The sequence below is a fragment of the Furfurilactobacillus sp. W61-4 genome (genome assembly GCF_057545565.1).
This window is the reverse complement of sequence record NZ_BAAJNZ010000004.1, coordinates 96,999-112,412: the sequence shown is the minus strand read 5'-3', so window position 1 is coordinate 112,412 and position 15,414 is coordinate 96,999. Positions and strand designations below refer to the sequence as shown.

Annotated in this window: 14 protein-coding genes; 7 read left to right on the top strand and 7 right to left on the bottom strand. The window is 45.0% G+C overall.

Annotation, left to right across the window (positions count from 1 at the left end; genetic code table 11):
* The first annotated feature begins 170 nt into the window (after positions 1–170).
* Both AC27FN_RS06220 and AC27FN_RS06215 read left to right on the top strand, forming a co-directional pair.
* A complete protein-coding gene (locus AC27FN_RS06220) occupies positions 171–689 on the top strand; it encodes a GNAT family N-acetyltransferase (RefSeq protein ID WP_487167150.1) in 519 nt (172 codons plus the stop codon).
* Between the two features lie 53 nt (positions 690–742).
* Positions 743–1,621: a helix-turn-helix domain-containing protein gene (locus AC27FN_RS06215; RefSeq protein WP_487167149.1), complete on the top strand. Its 879-nt coding sequence runs from the start codon at positions 743–745 to the stop codon at positions 1,619–1,621.
* A gap of 92 nt (positions 1,622–1,713) precedes the next feature.
* Here AC27FN_RS06215 and AC27FN_RS06210 read toward each other — a convergent pair whose 3' ends face one another.
* The 7 genes from AC27FN_RS06210 to AC27FN_RS06180 all read right to left on the bottom strand — a co-directional run bounded on the left by AC27FN_RS06210 (position 1,714) and on the right by AC27FN_RS06180 (position 8,061).
* Complete coding sequence (locus AC27FN_RS06210; protein WP_487167148.1) at positions 1,714–2,205, bottom strand: universal stress protein; 492 nt, start codon at positions 2,203–2,205, stop codon at positions 1,714–1,716.
* A 152-nt stretch (positions 2,206–2,357) separates the two neighbouring features.
* Complete coding sequence (locus tag AC27FN_RS06205) at positions 2,358–2,639, bottom strand: hypothetical protein (RefSeq protein WP_487167147.1); 282 nt, start codon at positions 2,637–2,639, stop codon at positions 2,358–2,360.
* A gap of 337 nt (positions 2,640–2,976) precedes the next feature.
* Complete coding sequence (locus tag AC27FN_RS06200) at positions 2,977–4,287, bottom strand: replication-associated recombination protein A (RefSeq protein WP_487167146.1); 1,311 nt, start codon at positions 4,285–4,287, stop codon at positions 2,977–2,979.
* 62 nt (positions 4,288–4,349) lie between these two features.
* On the bottom strand, positions 4,350–4,820 hold the full coding sequence (locus AC27FN_RS06195; RefSeq protein ID WP_487167145.1) for a YueI family protein: 471 nt from the start codon (positions 4,818–4,820) through the stop codon (positions 4,350–4,352).
* Positions 4,821–5,033: 213 nt separating this feature from the next.
* Complete coding sequence (locus AC27FN_RS06190; protein WP_487167144.1) at positions 5,034–6,452, bottom strand: NAD-dependent succinate-semialdehyde dehydrogenase; 1,419 nt, start codon at positions 6,450–6,452, stop codon at positions 5,034–5,036.
* Positions 6,453–6,788: 336 nt separating this feature from the next.
* Positions 6,789–7,397 carry a 30S ribosomal protein S4 gene (gene rpsD / locus AC27FN_RS06185; protein WP_487167143.1) on the bottom strand — a complete coding sequence of 203 codons (609 nt, stop codon included), beginning with the start codon at positions 7,395–7,397 and terminating at the stop codon, positions 6,789–6,791.
* A 199-nt stretch (positions 7,398–7,596) separates the two neighbouring features.
* Positions 7,597–8,061 carry a GAF domain-containing protein gene (locus AC27FN_RS06180; RefSeq protein ID WP_487167142.1) on the bottom strand — a complete coding sequence of 155 codons (465 nt, stop codon included), beginning with the start codon at positions 8,059–8,061 and terminating at the stop codon, positions 7,597–7,599.
* 164 nt (positions 8,062–8,225) lie between these two features.
* On the opposite strand from AC27FN_RS06180, the gene ezrA reads away from it, so the two are divergent.
* The 5 genes from ezrA to AC27FN_RS06155 all read left to right on the top strand — a co-directional run bounded on the left by ezrA (position 8,226) and on the right by AC27FN_RS06155 (position 15,393).
* Positions 8,226–9,947 (top strand): septation ring formation regulator EzrA, encoded by a 1,722-nt coding sequence (gene ezrA, locus AC27FN_RS06175; protein WP_487167141.1) that lies wholly within the window; start codon positions 8,226–8,228, stop codon positions 9,945–9,947.
* A 238-nt stretch (positions 9,948–10,185) separates the two neighbouring features.
* On the top strand, positions 10,186–11,334 hold the full coding sequence (locus tag AC27FN_RS06170; RefSeq protein ID WP_487167140.1) for a cysteine desulfurase family protein: 1,149 nt from the start codon (positions 10,186–10,188) through the stop codon (positions 11,332–11,334).
* A 17-nt stretch (positions 11,335–11,351) separates the two neighbouring features.
* Complete coding sequence (gene thiI / locus AC27FN_RS06165; protein WP_487167139.1) at positions 11,352–12,569, top strand: tRNA uracil 4-sulfurtransferase ThiI; 1,218 nt, start codon at positions 11,352–11,354, stop codon at positions 12,567–12,569.
* A gap of 48 nt (positions 12,570–12,617) precedes the next feature.
* On the top strand, positions 12,618–13,592 hold the full coding sequence (locus AC27FN_RS06160; protein ID WP_487167138.1) for a LacI family DNA-binding transcriptional regulator: 975 nt from the start codon (positions 12,618–12,620) through the stop codon (positions 13,590–13,592).
* Positions 13,593–14,034: 442 nt separating this feature from the next.
* Positions 14,035–15,393: an SLC45 family MFS transporter gene (locus tag AC27FN_RS06155; RefSeq protein ID WP_487167137.1), complete on the top strand. Its 1,359-nt coding sequence runs from the start codon at positions 14,035–14,037 to the stop codon at positions 15,391–15,393.
* The last annotated feature ends 21 nt before the right edge of the window (positions 15,394–15,414 follow it).

Genomic DNA, 15,414 nt, shown 5'->3' with positions numbered 1-15,414 from the left:
TAGGCAAAAATTATCAGACTCATATTAGCTTAATTCGTTCTGACACACGGATTGATGATTACTGATGATTGGATAAAATTGTGATTGACGGATGGATTTCAAATCACAAAGTTTCGGCCGAGTTGTAGGAAAATAACTGGCGAATATTATTCGGAAGAAGGCGTTTGCGTTTGACAGCATTGACATTAAGATTAGCGACCCCGACTGATTTAGATGAAGTGATGAACATTATCGAAGGGGCACGGCATTTCATCGCGCAGCAAGGGTTTAATCAATGGCAAGATGGCTATCCAGCACAAACAGATATGTTGGCAGATATTATGGCACAGCGATTATATGTGCTGACCGATCAAATTCATATTGCAGCCGTGGCTGCCGTTCTAGTGGGGGTTGATCCCAACTATCGGTTGATTGAAACTGGTGGCTGGTTAAGCTATGGACAGCCATACGCAGCGATTCATCGTGTCGCTGTCGGAGCAGCCTTTCGAGGTCAACATGTGGGTGAGCGGCTATTTTCCGCCTTAGTTAGGCAATTGCAACAAACGCATGAAGTTGCAAGCTTACGCGTTGATACGCACGAGGCTAACCGAAGTATGCAACATTTGATTACCAAAGTCGGGTTTATCGATTGCGGTCGGATTTATATTGACGGTGTTGCGCCACGCCGCGCTTATGAATTGGTTTTTTAATCAGCTAAGTTACTCGCTGTGCCTTGTTCACTCCGGAATGGGGCAAAGAGAGAATGGAAATTTTAGGAATGCGTGTTCGCGCCTATCGCAAAGCTAAGGGCATGTCACAAAATGATTTGGCCAAGAATATTTGTACACAAGCGACGATTAGTTTAATTGAAAAGCGGAATAAAATTCCGAGTATGCCAATTCTACTGAGAATTACAGCTCGACTAGGCATCACGATTGATGACATCATTGTTGAAGAAGACGGCCAAATTGCTCAAATTTTTCGAAAAATTGGCAGTGATTTGCACGCCGGACATTATCGTAATGCCGAAAAAAAACTCAATACGATTAAATTTAAGAGTTTGAATGAGGTTGATGAGAAAAAAGCCTATTATTACTATCATGGCGAATTACAGCTCATTAACCATGTCAGTCCTGATGAGGCTATTTTTAGTTTTAGCATGCTCCTAGATACATTTGGTACCCGAGTCAAAGATATGTATAAGGTGATGGGAAAATTGGGGCTCGGACTCGCTTATGATAAGAAGGGCGACCCTGATAAAGCGATTATGCTGGTTGACCAAGCCTTGGAAGCACTGGATGGTTTTGAAGTAAATAGTCATGACCAGGTTGTCGATCAAGTTTATACGCTTTCGCGGGCAGCGCGATTTTTCCAGCGGACGAATAAACATGAACGTGCGTTAAAACTACTCAAGCGAGCGATCAAATTAAACGAAACACATCATTGTATCTTCTTATTAGAAGATTTATATGAATCTAAGGCAGTTAGTCAATTAGAGTTGGCCGATCGTGAGAATGCACAACAAAGTCTTTACATTGCGTATAGTCTAGCGATGGTCACTAAAAATCCTCGTCGAATTGCTAGTATTGCAGATAACGCACAAAAATATCAAATTCCACCGTTATCACTGGTGTCGCAGTAAGATGAAGCAAAAAAGCTGTCAAGAGCATTGACAGCTTTTTTTGCGTGTTCATTTAAGGTGGGAGCGAGAGGATCGGTAGAAATTAGTATCCACTAATTGGAAGCCGCCGCGCCATCCTTCACAGAAATGGCCTGGTTACTCAGATCAGTACGAACAACGAGTACATCACAAATGGCCGCTCGAGTCACGTATTCTGTCACCGATCCGATTAGTAAGCGTTCAACGGCATTAAGTCCGGTTGCCCCAATCATGATTAAATCTGTACCCAGTTCCTTGGGGACGTCTTGGGCGATAATTGATTTCGGTGCGCCATATTCAATGGAATATTCACATTGAATGCCGGCAGCTTTTGCTTCGGCTGCATATTTATCGAGCGTCTTCTTGGCTGTCTCCGTGACTTGTTCAACCATCGTGGTATCAAAACTAGAAATGTTTTGAAAGGCACGGGTATCAACAACGTGAAGTAAATGCAACTGGGCGTCGTCACCGTTACGTTGCGTGACAGCGACGGCCTTTTTAAAAGCTAATTCTGCTTCACGAGAACCATCGATGGGAACTAAGATCCGTTTGTATTGTTGTGCCATAAGCTTCACTCCTTTTTATGTCTCAAAGTGGGTTGAAAATAACCGCTTAGGTGATTCAATCGCTTTGCGGCATACTCTTTTCTTACATCTTCATTCTACTGTAAGCTTGATGAAAACGAAAGTGAAAGCGCTGCAAAAGTTAGTTTTATCGCTTACGATCGATTCATGAACTGAACTAACATGAGTCCTAAAGCCATGGTTGACAGGCTCCCCAGAATTAAGGCAATAATCATAATGATGAAGTTGAAGATACCGGCAATCGCCAGACAACCAACCAGCGTCAATTCAATTGCCCAAAAAATGACTAGGTGCGCCAGTGCCGGCTGATTGATCGGATCAAAAAATAAGAATTGACGTTGCCGGTGTTGCCATAAATAAAGGCTAATGAAAAAAAGGACACCAGCGAAGACTAGCATAAGAATTTTAATGACCATAAATTGACTCCTAACAAGATTTGCTTTCATTATAACAATAGAAAAGCGTCATTCTCTAGGAGAATGACGCTACAAAGTATGCACTTTGTTGAAAACTAGTGGTGCCGACAATCGGCTCTTCAGAGTTGGCCCGCGACAACGCAGGTGGGCACATCGATTAACGCGTTTGATTACCAAGGGAAAAGGCTTATCATCAACGTTACTAGCGTCATGCCCAAAGTAGTAAGACTGTAAGGCAACACTGTAAGTTGAGCCTTGCGTACACCTTAGATTTCAGGATTAGCATAGCATGAAAGCGATATCGAAGCAATTTAAAGCTTTGACGAGTGTGCCAGCTTTAACTTTTTTTAGCATCTGAGGGATCGTCGACTAGTGGGTGCCCAGAAGCGGCCATTAGTCGGCGATATTGTTCATCAAGGGCATTTTCGAAGCGACCATTTGATTTGGGGTGGTAATATTGGGCCTTAGCTAAATTAGCCGGTAAGTAACTTTGTTTCACCCAATCACCAGGGAAATCATGAGGAAATTGATAATCGGTTCCATGGCCTAATGTCTTAGCCCCCTGATAATGGGCGTCTTTTAAGTGCGCCGGAATTTCTCCGCTATGGCCAGCAGTTACATCGGCGATAGCAGCTGTGATCGCTAAATTGCCAGAGTTAGATTTAGGTGAAAGTGCCAATTCAATCACGGCATCAGCTAAGGGAATCTGTGCTTCTGGTAAGCCAAGTTGTTGAGCCGCTGTTACTGCGCTAACCGTTCGCGCCGCCGCCGCAGGATTTGCTAAACCGATATCCTCATAGGCAATGACTAGTAACCGTCGACAGATACTGATTAGATCTCCAGCAACCAATAAACGGCTCATATAATGTAACGCTGCGTTAACGTCTGAGCCTCGAATTGATTTTTGAAAGGCTGAGATGACGTCGTAGTGAGCATCACCATCCTTATCGGCTGACAGTGCTTTTTTCTGGAGACACTCTTCAATAATTGTTAGCGAAATTGTGATCGTGTCATGCTCATCTACCGGCGTTGAGCGAACCGCAAGATCCAATGCATTTAGAGCGCTTCGCAAATCACCATTGGTTGCAGTGACTAAATGATGGCGCGCATTGTCATCTAAATGAATTTTTGCTTGGCCCAGACCGTTTGTTTTATCTGACAGGGCTCGATCAATTGCTGTACTAATATCAGTCGGTGTCAGCGGATATACTTCAAAAATTTGCGTACGCGAACGAATGGCTGGATTAATGTTGATATAGGGATTTTCTGTCGTCGCTCCGATCAAAATAACGGCGCCACTTTCCAGCAAAGGTAGCAGAAAATCTTGCTTTGTTTTGTCAAGACGATGGATTTCATCCAGCAGTAAAACGACGGTGCCACTCATTTTAGCTTCTTCAGCGACGATTTGAAGTTCCTTTTTGCCGTCAGTTGCGGCATTTAACATTCTAAATGCGTACTTGGTTGAGCCGGCGATTGCGCTGGCAATACTCGTCTTACCGGTCCCAGGTGGACCATATAAGATCATCGAAGACAGCATTTTAGCCGTCACCATTCGATTGATAATCTTTCCAGGACCGACCAAGTGTTGTTGACCAACAATTTCGTCTATTTTATGTGGACGCATGCGATACGCGAGGGGTTGCATCACGAATTTGACCTCCTAGTTAAAAAGAACCCCTGATTAACCGATCTGGTTAAGTGGGGGCTGACTTACTGATTAAATAATCGTTGCCAAAAGCTCGGTTTTTTTGTCGTCTTTGCATCGGCAGTCGATTGTGGGTGCTTAGCAGCGATGTCAATCGGACTAACATCGACAGCCGTTTTTGCGGTAATGACAAGGGCCAAATCGGCATCATCGGTGCCATATTGAGGATCATTTTTAATCGTAAACGCAATGGCGTGCATCGTCGCAGCGCGAATATAGGGTCCCAGCGTATCCTGGCCGAGATTACCATTCAAAAGGATCGTATTAGCTTGTTCATCTTGTTGCTCTAGCTCGGTAGTAAAGGCATCGAGGTACTGCCCGCTCTTCAACTCGGCCACTGAGATGGTAAGCGTCACCCGCTCACGAAAGGTACCCAGATAGTGGCGTTGCTCATCAGGATTTATTTTTGGTGCGCCGTAGATGGCATTGGACAAACGTTGATTAGGATCGACGTTTTGATCAGATTGATCAGGCATATGGCGAACCTCCCTAACATAGTTGTTCAACGGTGAGTATACCATAAATTCAAGTGGTTCTGGCGAATCTAGCTCGTGAACTTAGCCATAAGACAAAAGAACAAGACCCCAGCTATTAATCGAGGTCTTGTCGTTTTATTGTTCAATTTTGAGGGTCGCTTTAGTTGTCGAGCTGCACCAGCTTGTTACCTGTGCCCAGCTGGTTTCTGTTGACTACAAATACTTTGCCGGGGCAACAAGGCCACCGAATTCATTGTCATTTGGCGCATCACGTTTAACAACCAGTTCCTGATTAGCAAAGCTAAGAATACCGCTTTCTCCCATTTCGCGACCATATCCGGATAACTTAACGCCGCCAAATTCCAATTCAGGCAGGGTAGAGAAGAAGGTGTTGACAAAGACCATCCCGGTTTCAATTTGCGAAGCAATTTCCGCACCGCGTTCTTTATTGCCGGCAAAGACGATTCCACCAAGACCAAGGTCAGAGTCGTTAGCTAATTCAATGGCTTCTTGGTCGTTCTTAACTTTATAAACCATTGCCACTGGTCCGAAGAACTCTTGATAATAGGCCGGATTGTCCTTGGTGATATCGGTCAAAATCGTTGGCAGGAAGAATTGACCTGTTGAGTCAACTGGATCGTGACGGAAGTAGAGCGTGGCACCGGCAGTGATAGCGGCATCAACTTGTTGCTGAAGCTTCTCTTTAGCGCGAGCAGAGGACATTGGTGCTAACGTTGTCTGAGGATCCATGGGGTCACCAAGTTTGGCATTACCAAAGGCCTGTTTTAAGGATGCTAGAAATTCATCATAGTGGTTTTCCGTCACAATGAAACGCTTTGAAGAGGTGCAGACTTGACCACAATTGTATAAACGAGCACGCGGTGCGATGGCATTAACTTGTGCCATGTCCGCATCACTAGCGACGATGAACGCATCCGCACCGCCCAACTCCATCGTGTTTTTCTTGAGGTTTTTGCCAGCAGCTTCAGCGACAGAACGACCACCGCGTTCGGATCCAGTGAGCGCGACTCCGACAACACGTTTGTCGGCGATTACATCCGCCACTTGATCGTAGGAGAGAAATAAATTCTTGAGCGAATCGGCTGGTGCGCCAGCTTCAATAACCGCCTTTTCAAAAGCTAGCGCCGCACCCGGGGTGTTAGCCGCATGCTTATAAACGATTGGGTCACCAACCGCGTAGTTGGGAGCGAAAATTCGCATCATTTGATAATAAGGGAAATTCCATGGTTCGACGGCCAATAAAACGCCTAAGGGATGATTCTCTAATTGGGCTTCACCAGCGATTGATTCGATCTGACGTGGCGCTAAGAGTCGTTCAGCATTCTTAGCGTAGTATTCAGCGATGTCGGCGCAAAGTAGGACTTCACCTTTAGCTTCAGTGAATAGCTTGCCCATGTCGGTTGTTAACACGGTTGCTAGTTCGTCGACTTGGTCGCGAAAGTGGTCGGCCAATTTTTGTAGGACCGCGGTTCGGCTGCTAACTGGATCGTTGCGCCATTGCTTGTAACGTGCTTGTGCGTTGGTTAAAGCCTGTTCAACGTCAGTGTTAGTTGCATTTTCATAGGTATGAATGGTTTCGTTTGTATAAGGATTGATGGTTTGATAAGCCATGATCCCGCCTCCTTGTGGTTGAATGACAATGAAATCGTTTACATGACCATATTGTAATGACAACTATGACAGAATACCAGCAGAAGGCTTGTGATTTGGTGAATTATTAGTGTTGAGCCCGCTTTGTTCAGAAACAATGGATTGCTTAACCAGGGGAGTACTTTGTAGCAATCAATTTAGGATCGAAGAAGCGAACTAGAAAATTCGACTAGTCGAGTCCGAGCATCAGTGGCCACTTGACGACCAGGGGATAACCGATTAATGAAGCTTAATCAACCGTTCAACAAAAAAAGCAACCTCAACGAATTGAGATTGCAGATAAATGTCGTACTTAAATTACAACTTGTTGTAGTATTCAACGATTAGTGATTCATCAATATCAGCATCGAGATCTTCTCGTTCTGGTAAACGAATCAGGGAACCTTTTAAGTTGTCGGCATCAAATTCAACATAGGCTGGACGACCAACAACTGCTTCAACAGCAGCTTGGATAACAACCAACTTCTTGGATTTGTCGCGAACAGCGATTTCTTGGCCAACCTTAACTTCGTAAGAAGGAATGTCGACACGCTTGCCATCTACCGTGATATGACCATGGTTAACAAGTTGACGAGCCTGACGACGAGTGGTTGCTAAGCCAAGACGGTAAACCATGTTGTCGAGACGACGTTCCAACAAGATCAAGAAGTTCGTCCCATGAGTGCCTTTACGGATTTTACCTGCCTTAACGAAAAGGTTAGCAAATTGACGTTCGCTCATCCCGTAAGTGAAACGAAGCTTTTGCTTTTCGCGTAGTTGCGTCCCATATTCGGAAATTTTACCGCGACGGTCTTGGCCGTGATCGCCTGGTGCATAAGGGCGACGTGAAAGTTCTTTACCAGTACCTGAAAGAGAAACGCCCAAACGACGTGAGATCTTCCAGGAAGGTCCTGTATAACGTGACATAGATAATGTCCTCCAAAGATTTTGTTTGGAGTAAAAAATGCGAATTATAGGTTCGGTATTCGTGCAGCTTGTTTTTACCAGGTTCACCGGAGCAGCCCCGGGTACTAGTTGAACTCATGCCTAACGCATCAGCACCAAGCTGTTGACGAGCTTACCACCTACTGCTGCAAATTTTACAACTAAAATAGTATACCGTGGCTTAAGCGGTTGTGTCAAGGTGCGCAACCAGCACTTCGGCGACCTCCTCCACGGTTTGTTGATCTTGGTCTGTAAAACGAGCCAGCGTCGGTGAGTCCAGATCAATGACACCGAGGACTTGATCGTCTTTAATGAGTGGCACCACGAGTTCTGAATTGCTGTTTGAGTCACACGCGATATGATCGGCAAATTCATGAACATTAGCTACCCGCTGTGATTGCTTTGTTGCTAACGCAGTTCCACACACGCCACGACCATTTTTAATGTGCACACAGGCAACATTGCCTTGAAACGGACCTAAGCGTAATTCATCGGTATCAGCGTGATACAAATAAAAGCCAGCCCAATTCAAATCGGGAAGCAGCTGTTTGAGCAGCGCAGATGCATTGGCTAAGTTTGCGGTGTTATCGTGTTCATCGGTTAACAGAGCGTCAAGTTGTTGAGCAAGTAAAGTGGTTACTGGCATAAGAACCTCCGAAAAATTTGATAAAGGATTGGTAAAGTCATCGAAACGTAATCTAAAGCAAAAAACGGGCTATGCTATACTTTTCGTTAGTAGTAGAGTTTACGGACTTTTCTATTAAAATCAAGTCATGAGATCGTATTGGACAAACGGGGCGGACATACATAATGGTTCAAGTTTTAATCGGTATTATCATATTAGCAGTTATTCTATACGGGTCAGTCTTTATCTTTCAGCGGTTTACGACACGTAAAATTCGTAATGTACGTGAACAGGTTAATGTGTTGAAACAGTTACCGTTGGGTCAAGATATCGAAGCTGGTCACCAAATGAGCCTGACCGGACAGTCATTAACCGCATTCAATGCCTTAGTGGATGAATATCAACAGGTTAATGAGAAGACCTTCTATGATCTAGATCATTTGATCGATCAAGTTTTATTTGATGTTCGCGGGATTAACTTTGTTAAGACGAATCGGGAGCGGCACCAAGCCGAGGCACTGTTAACGGAGGCGAGTGATCATTTTGATCATGTGCGCAGTGGGTTAGCCGAGCTAAAGAAAGTCGATGGCGAACATCGTGCAGCCGTGGCGCGATTAGAAAAAAAATATCAGGACCTACGCAAGGTATTGTTATCACAGAATTTGAGTTTTGGCCCAAGCATTGATCGACTCGAACAAAATTTAGCCGACTTAGAAGCACAATTTGATGAATTCACGACCTTATCCCAACAAGGAGATCATGTGGCGGCCCAAAAGGTTTTAGACACCTTAACCGATGGGACAACAACTTTGGAAAAATTGATTGAAACGATTCCGCCACTTTATGCGGATTTAAAAACGGGTTTCAATGAACAATTGATGGATATTGGCGATGGCTACCAGCAAATGACCGCCGATAACTATGTATTTGGTAACCTAGACTTGCCAGGGCAGATTAATCGCGTTCGCAGCGAAATTCAAACTGCCACTAAGCAATTGACTAATCTTGATTTAGCGGCGGTTAGCGCGGCCAATCATAATATTGAAGTGCAAATTGATGATCTGTATAGCGTGTTGGAAGCAGAAGTAACGGCCAGACCAGTGGCTGAATCGCAGCAAAATGAATTACATGATTTCTTAACTCATGCCGAGCGACAAAATCATGCGCTGCAAGTTGAACTTGATCGTTTGAGTCAAAGTTACGTTCTTAGCCAAGGCGAAATTGAGGAAGCTCAAGGGTTAGGTGGGCGCTTGCGCCAAGTGACTGAGCAAATTCGGCATGAGGATAATGTTTTAATTACCCATACCGATAGTTATTCTAATGTTGTCAGTCGGCAACGAGAGTATTTGCAAACCTTGACGGATATTGAAACGCAGCAGCGAACGATCAATGATGGGGTTAAGAATTTAGGCCAGGATGAAAAGAACGCTCGGAAACGTTTCCAACAATTTGACAATCAGATGCACACCTTGAAACGCCAAATTGAAGCATTGAACTTGCCAGGTCTCCCTCATGATTATCTGGATTACTTTTACGTAGTCAGCGATGAAGTTGAGAAGCTGGGGCGGGATTTGAGCCAAACACAAATTAACATGGAAGAAATTTCCAAACAGCTGATTATGATTCAAGCCGATCTAGGCACCTTAAATGAAAAGAGTCATGACTTACGTGATAGCGCCCTATTGGCTGAGCAACTTTTGCAATATGCTAACCGCTACCGTAATGCCAATGAACAGATGGCCACTGCCAGCCAACGCGCGCAACGTTTGTTTGATCATGATTTTAAGTATGCTGAGGCGTTAGAAACAATGGCCACTGCGTTAGATGCCGTTGAGCCAGGTGCTTATCAACGAATTGAAACCAACTATTATGGCAATTCAGCGACGACTGATGCCACAAACAAATAGTGGTTGATCATTTGCTTTAAAATTTAGTGCACGATCCCTTGATGCCCATCGCTCGTTTTTGGCGATTATGTAATGGACATTGAGGGATTTTTGTATAGTTGTTTTTTCGATAATCTTTAATAGTTAGCACATTCTCGTTTGCATTGGTGGTTTGAGTAGGTGACACCGACAAAACGTGCTATACTATTGCAAGTTTTCAATCCGAGTCGAACCGAATTTTAAACGAAGAAGGGACAACATGATTTATTTTGATAATAGCGCGACAACGCAAGTTGATGCGTCTGTCTTAGCGACATACACGAAAGTTAGCCAAGCAATCTGGGGAAATCCGTCCTCATTGCATAATTTTGGTGAGCAAGCTTATCAGCTACTAGAACAATCACGCCAACAAATTGCGGACTTATTGGGCGTTAATCTCAGTGAGATTCTGTTCACAAGTGGCGGCACAGAGGGTGATAATTGGGTGGTCAAAGGCACTGCTATGGAAAAGCGGGCCTTTGGTCGGCACATTATTACATCGTCCGTGGAACATCCAGCGGTGCATAATTCGATGGAGCAGTTGGCCCAATTGGGATATGAGATTACTTATCTACCGGTGGATGATGAGGGACGAGTGAGTGCGACCGATTTAAAGGCGGCCATTCGACCAGAGACGATTCTCGTGTCAGTCATGGCGGTCAACAATGAAGTCGGCAGCATTCAACCGTTACAAGAAATAGCCAATGTGCTGAAGGATTACCCAACCATTCATTATCATGTGGATGCGGTTCAAGGCATTGGTAAGGGGATTGCTGATTTGATTTTCAATGATCGCGTTGATTTTATTACCTTTTCGGGGCATAAATTTCATGCGCCTCGCGGGATTGGCTTCCTATACGCCCGTGCTGGTAAACGGTTGGCCCCATTGATGACGGGCGGTGGTCAGGAGCGTAATCTACGCAGTGGGACAGAAAATTTACCGGCCATTGCTGGAATGGCCCGAGCGTTGCGCTTATTGCTGGAGAATGAGGCCGCGCACGTGGCCAATGAACAGGCCGTTCGTGAGCGGATTTTGCAACATATCCAAAAGTTTGCTAAAGTGACCGTCTTCTCCAAGGATAATGATCACTTTGCGCCACACATTTTATGTTTCGCCATAGCAGGCGTGCGTGGCGAAACGATCGTGCATGCGTTTGAAGATCGCGGTATTTATATTTCCACAACCAGTGCCTGTTCGTCAAAGAAGCATTTGGCCTCTAGTACCTTAAAGGCGATGAATGTGCCAGATGAACTGTCTACTAGTGCTGTACGTGTGAGTTTAGACGAACACAATACTTTGGCCGAGGCAGATCAGTTTAACGAGGTCTTTGATGAACTATATGAACAATTCAAAAAAATCAATTCATAATTGAAGGAGGCGACCTTATGAATTACGATGAAATTATGGTCCGTTATGGTGAATTATCCACTAAAGGTAAGAACCGTAAGTCGTTTATTGATCGATTAGGTAGCAATGTTCGCAATGTATTACATGATTATCCGACGGTGAAGGTGCATCCTGATCATGATCGAATGCACTTGACCCTTAATGGGGCAGATGCTAGCGGTGTGATGGAACGACTCAGCCACGTGTTTGGTATTGAAAATTATTCACCATCCGTTAAGGTGCCTTTGGATCAGGCTGCGGTGGACGAACAGGCCATTGCAATGATGACAGAACAATATGAACCGGGGCTGACATTTAAAATTGATACCCGCCGATCCAACCATCAATTTGCTTTAAGTACTTATGAAATGAATGACCATCTTGGCGGGGTTTTGCTAAATGAATTTGCAGGACTACAGGTTCAAATGAAGCACCCGGATGTCACTATCCGCGTAGAAGTCCGTAATAACGGAATCTTCTTGTCCAGTCAAACCTTTGATGGTGCGATGGGCATGCCAGTAGGAACGGCCGGCAAAGGGATGATGATGCTGTCCGGTGGCATTGATTCGCCTGTTGCTGCCTACTTGGCAATGAAACGGGGCGTTCAAGTGGAAATGGTTCACTTTTTCAGCCCGCCATACACGAGTCAGCAAGCATTGGACAAAGCCATGGAACTGACTAGCAAATTGACCGCGTATACAGGCAAGATTCGGTTTATTCAGGTGCCATTTACTAAGATTCAAGAAGAAGTTAAGGACAAAGTTCCAGAAGGGTATCTGATGACCGTTCAACGGCGGATGATGCTTCGACTGGCAGTGGCTTTAGCGATTCAACGTCATGGATTAGCCATCTTTAATGGCGAATCACTTGGACAAGTTGCTTCTCAGACGATGGAAAGTATGCTAGCCATTAATGATGTGACAACGATGCCAATTTTACGACCATTAGTCTCGATGGACAAAAATGAGATTATTGACATTGCCAAACAAATTGATACGTTTGACTTATCCGTTTTGCCGTTTGAAGACTGTTGTACGATTTTTGCGCCACCAGCTCCTAAAACCAAGCCCAACCTTGAACGAACGCGAGAATTCGAAAAACGCATCGACGTGGAAGGCTTGATGGCAGAGGCCTTGGCTGGTGTCAAGATGACGGATATTAAACCTGGTGAAACGTTCTTGAATCAACAGGCTGATGTGTTTGCCGAGCTCTTGTAAATCATTTGTTTTCCATGATCCATAATTTTGATGAAGTAGGCTGATTTCATGATTACAATTCGCGACATTGCCCGCGAGGCTGGGGTTTCAGTCTCAACGGCTTCCCGTGCTCTGAATAATAATCCGCGGATCTCGATGGCGACCCGCCGTAAAATACAATCATTGGCAAGTCGATTGGGTTACGTACCTAACTATAATGCTAAAAGTTTAACCTTGGGTGAAGCTAACGTGGTCGGGGTTGTTTTTCCACCAAACCAAGCCAGCGATCAAGATAACCCATTCTTTATCGACGCTTTGCGGGGCATAAATACAGTTCTGACCGCGCGCCAGTATGTGTTGTCAATTGCCATTGGTCAACAACCTGAAGATGTACTTGCTAATGTCGTTGCTATGGTAGATCAAGCCAAGGTCAAACGGTTCATTTTGCTTTATACCCATGCAGATGATCCGGTTGCGGATTATTTACGAGTGGCCGGGCTTCGCTTTGTGATCATTGGTCGGCCTGGTCGGGAACATGATGATGATTTTGTCGATAATGATAACGTCGCGGCAGGCGCAGCGGGAGCAGCGTATTTGATTGACCGATTGCATGCCAATCGACCAGTTTTTGTACGCTCCAGTACGAATTGGACCTACGAGCAAAATCGCTTCACTGGTTTTCAAAATATTGCCCAGAAGCGTGGTGTGCCGGCACCTTATGTGATCCTGAATCAAATTTCTGAACCAGAGCGACTGCAAGACTGGCTTAAAGACAATCCGCAAATTGACGGTGTTCTGGCGACTGATGACCTATTAGGAACGGCCTTTTATCAGCAGTGGCAACAGGTTTATCCTGATCGAGCGATTCCGATTGTTGGCTATAATCGGTTTGCCGCAATACCATTGCCAAATGAAAATTTCCATTCGATCGATTTGTATCCAGAAAAGCTAGGTGCAGCCGCCGCCGAACTCGTTTTCCGTGCGCACTCGACAGAAGTTGGGCAAGAAAACTGCATTATTCTGCCGTTTGAATCCCTACAATAATTTTAACTTGATTTCAAAGGCTCAAGGAGCTGTGATACAACTCCGCTTTGCCAACGAGTACCAACGAACATAGCGCTGTTTCCCGAGCTTCGTGGAAACAGCGCTATTTATGTTGGCCGGAATTGGCAGGCCTTTGGCGCGCGTTATCGAGGCAACGTTCGGCATACATATACTTATGCCACAAGCCTTTGTCGAGCTACACCAGCTTGTTACCTGTGCCTAGCCTAGCCCGAACAATTGGCAAAGAATGCTACCTGCTCAGGCTCCACTAGTGCTCGGTAACACCCAGCTGGCTTCGCTCTGCTTTCTTTTGCTGATCCCATTTTTGCAGTTAAGCCGGAGAAAAATATAAAAAGTTTGTGCAAACGGTTGCATTTATCTGTAAGCGGTTTCATAATAAGGACTATTGATTGGCACTTATTTATTTATGGAGGGAAGTAGCATGTCAGAAGATAAATCAACTGAAACAACGCCAAAGCAGCATAAGCTGCCAGCGCTGCCTGCTAGCACCATTTGGATGATTAGTTTTGGTTTTCTTGGGGTTCAAATGGCCTTTTCATTGCAAAGCTCGAATATGGGTCGAATTTTCCAGACGATTGGCGCTGACCCAACGCGCTTAGGGGCGTTCTTCATTTTGCCGCCATTGGCCGGGCTAGTGGTTCAACCTTTAGTCGGCTATTACTCGGATCGTACTTGGATGCCCAAGCTCGGTCGGCGGATTCCTTATTTGCTGATTGGGGCCGTCGTAGCTGTTATCGTGATGTGTCTGTTACCTAATGCCGGCAGTCTTGGCTTTGGTTATGCATCTGCCGCTGCATTATGGTTCGGCGCGATTACGATTTTATTCATGGACTTGTCCAGTAATGTGGCGATGCAACCCTTTAAGATGATGGTCGGCGACATGGTCAATGATCAACAAAAGGGGTTTGCTTACGGCGTTCAGAGTTTCTTATCCAATACGGGTGCCGTGTTAGCTTCGATTTTTCCATTTTTACTCACGGCAATTGGGGTCGCCAACACTGCTAAAAAAGGGGTTGTTCCGCAATCTGTCGTGGTATCATTTTATGTCGGTGCAATTATCTTAATCATTTGTAGCCTGTTCACTGTTTTTCGGGTCAAAGAGTATGATCCAACCACTTATGCTCGATATCATAATATTGATGTGAATGCGAACAAAGAAGGCGGTGGTATGTTCCACCTGCTCGCCAAAGCTCCACGGGTCTTCTGGACAGTCACGGTGGTTCAATTCTTCTGCTGGATGGCATTTCAATATTTGTGGACCTATGGCACTGGGGCGATCGCTAAAAATGTGTGGCAAGCTGTCAATCCAGCCAGTGCCGGTTATCAAGCTGCTGGGAATTGGTTTGGTGTGATGTCAGCTGTTCAGTCGATCGCAGCCGTCGTTTGGTCATTAGTTATTTCTCGGGTACCTAACAACTTGCACAAGCAAGCCTACTCATTGGGATTAGGTTTAGGCGCGATTGGTTTCGTCTCGGTTTTCTTTATTCACAGTCAAGGCATGCTATTTGTATCCTTTATCTTAATCGGCATCGCCTGGGCCTCAATGATGGCATTCCCATTCACGATTTTAACCAATGCCTTATCAGGAGCTAACATGGGGACTTACTTAGGTCTCTTTAACGGATCCATTTGCTTACCACAAATCGTGGCCAGTCTTGCCAGTTTTGGTATTTTCCCACTGTTAGGCTCCTCAATGCCAACCATGATCTTAGTATCAGGTATTCTGATGGCTTTAGGTGCGCTGTCGGTTGGAATCGTTCACGAGACGTATGCAGAATAAAAATTGATTGTCAGCCAATTA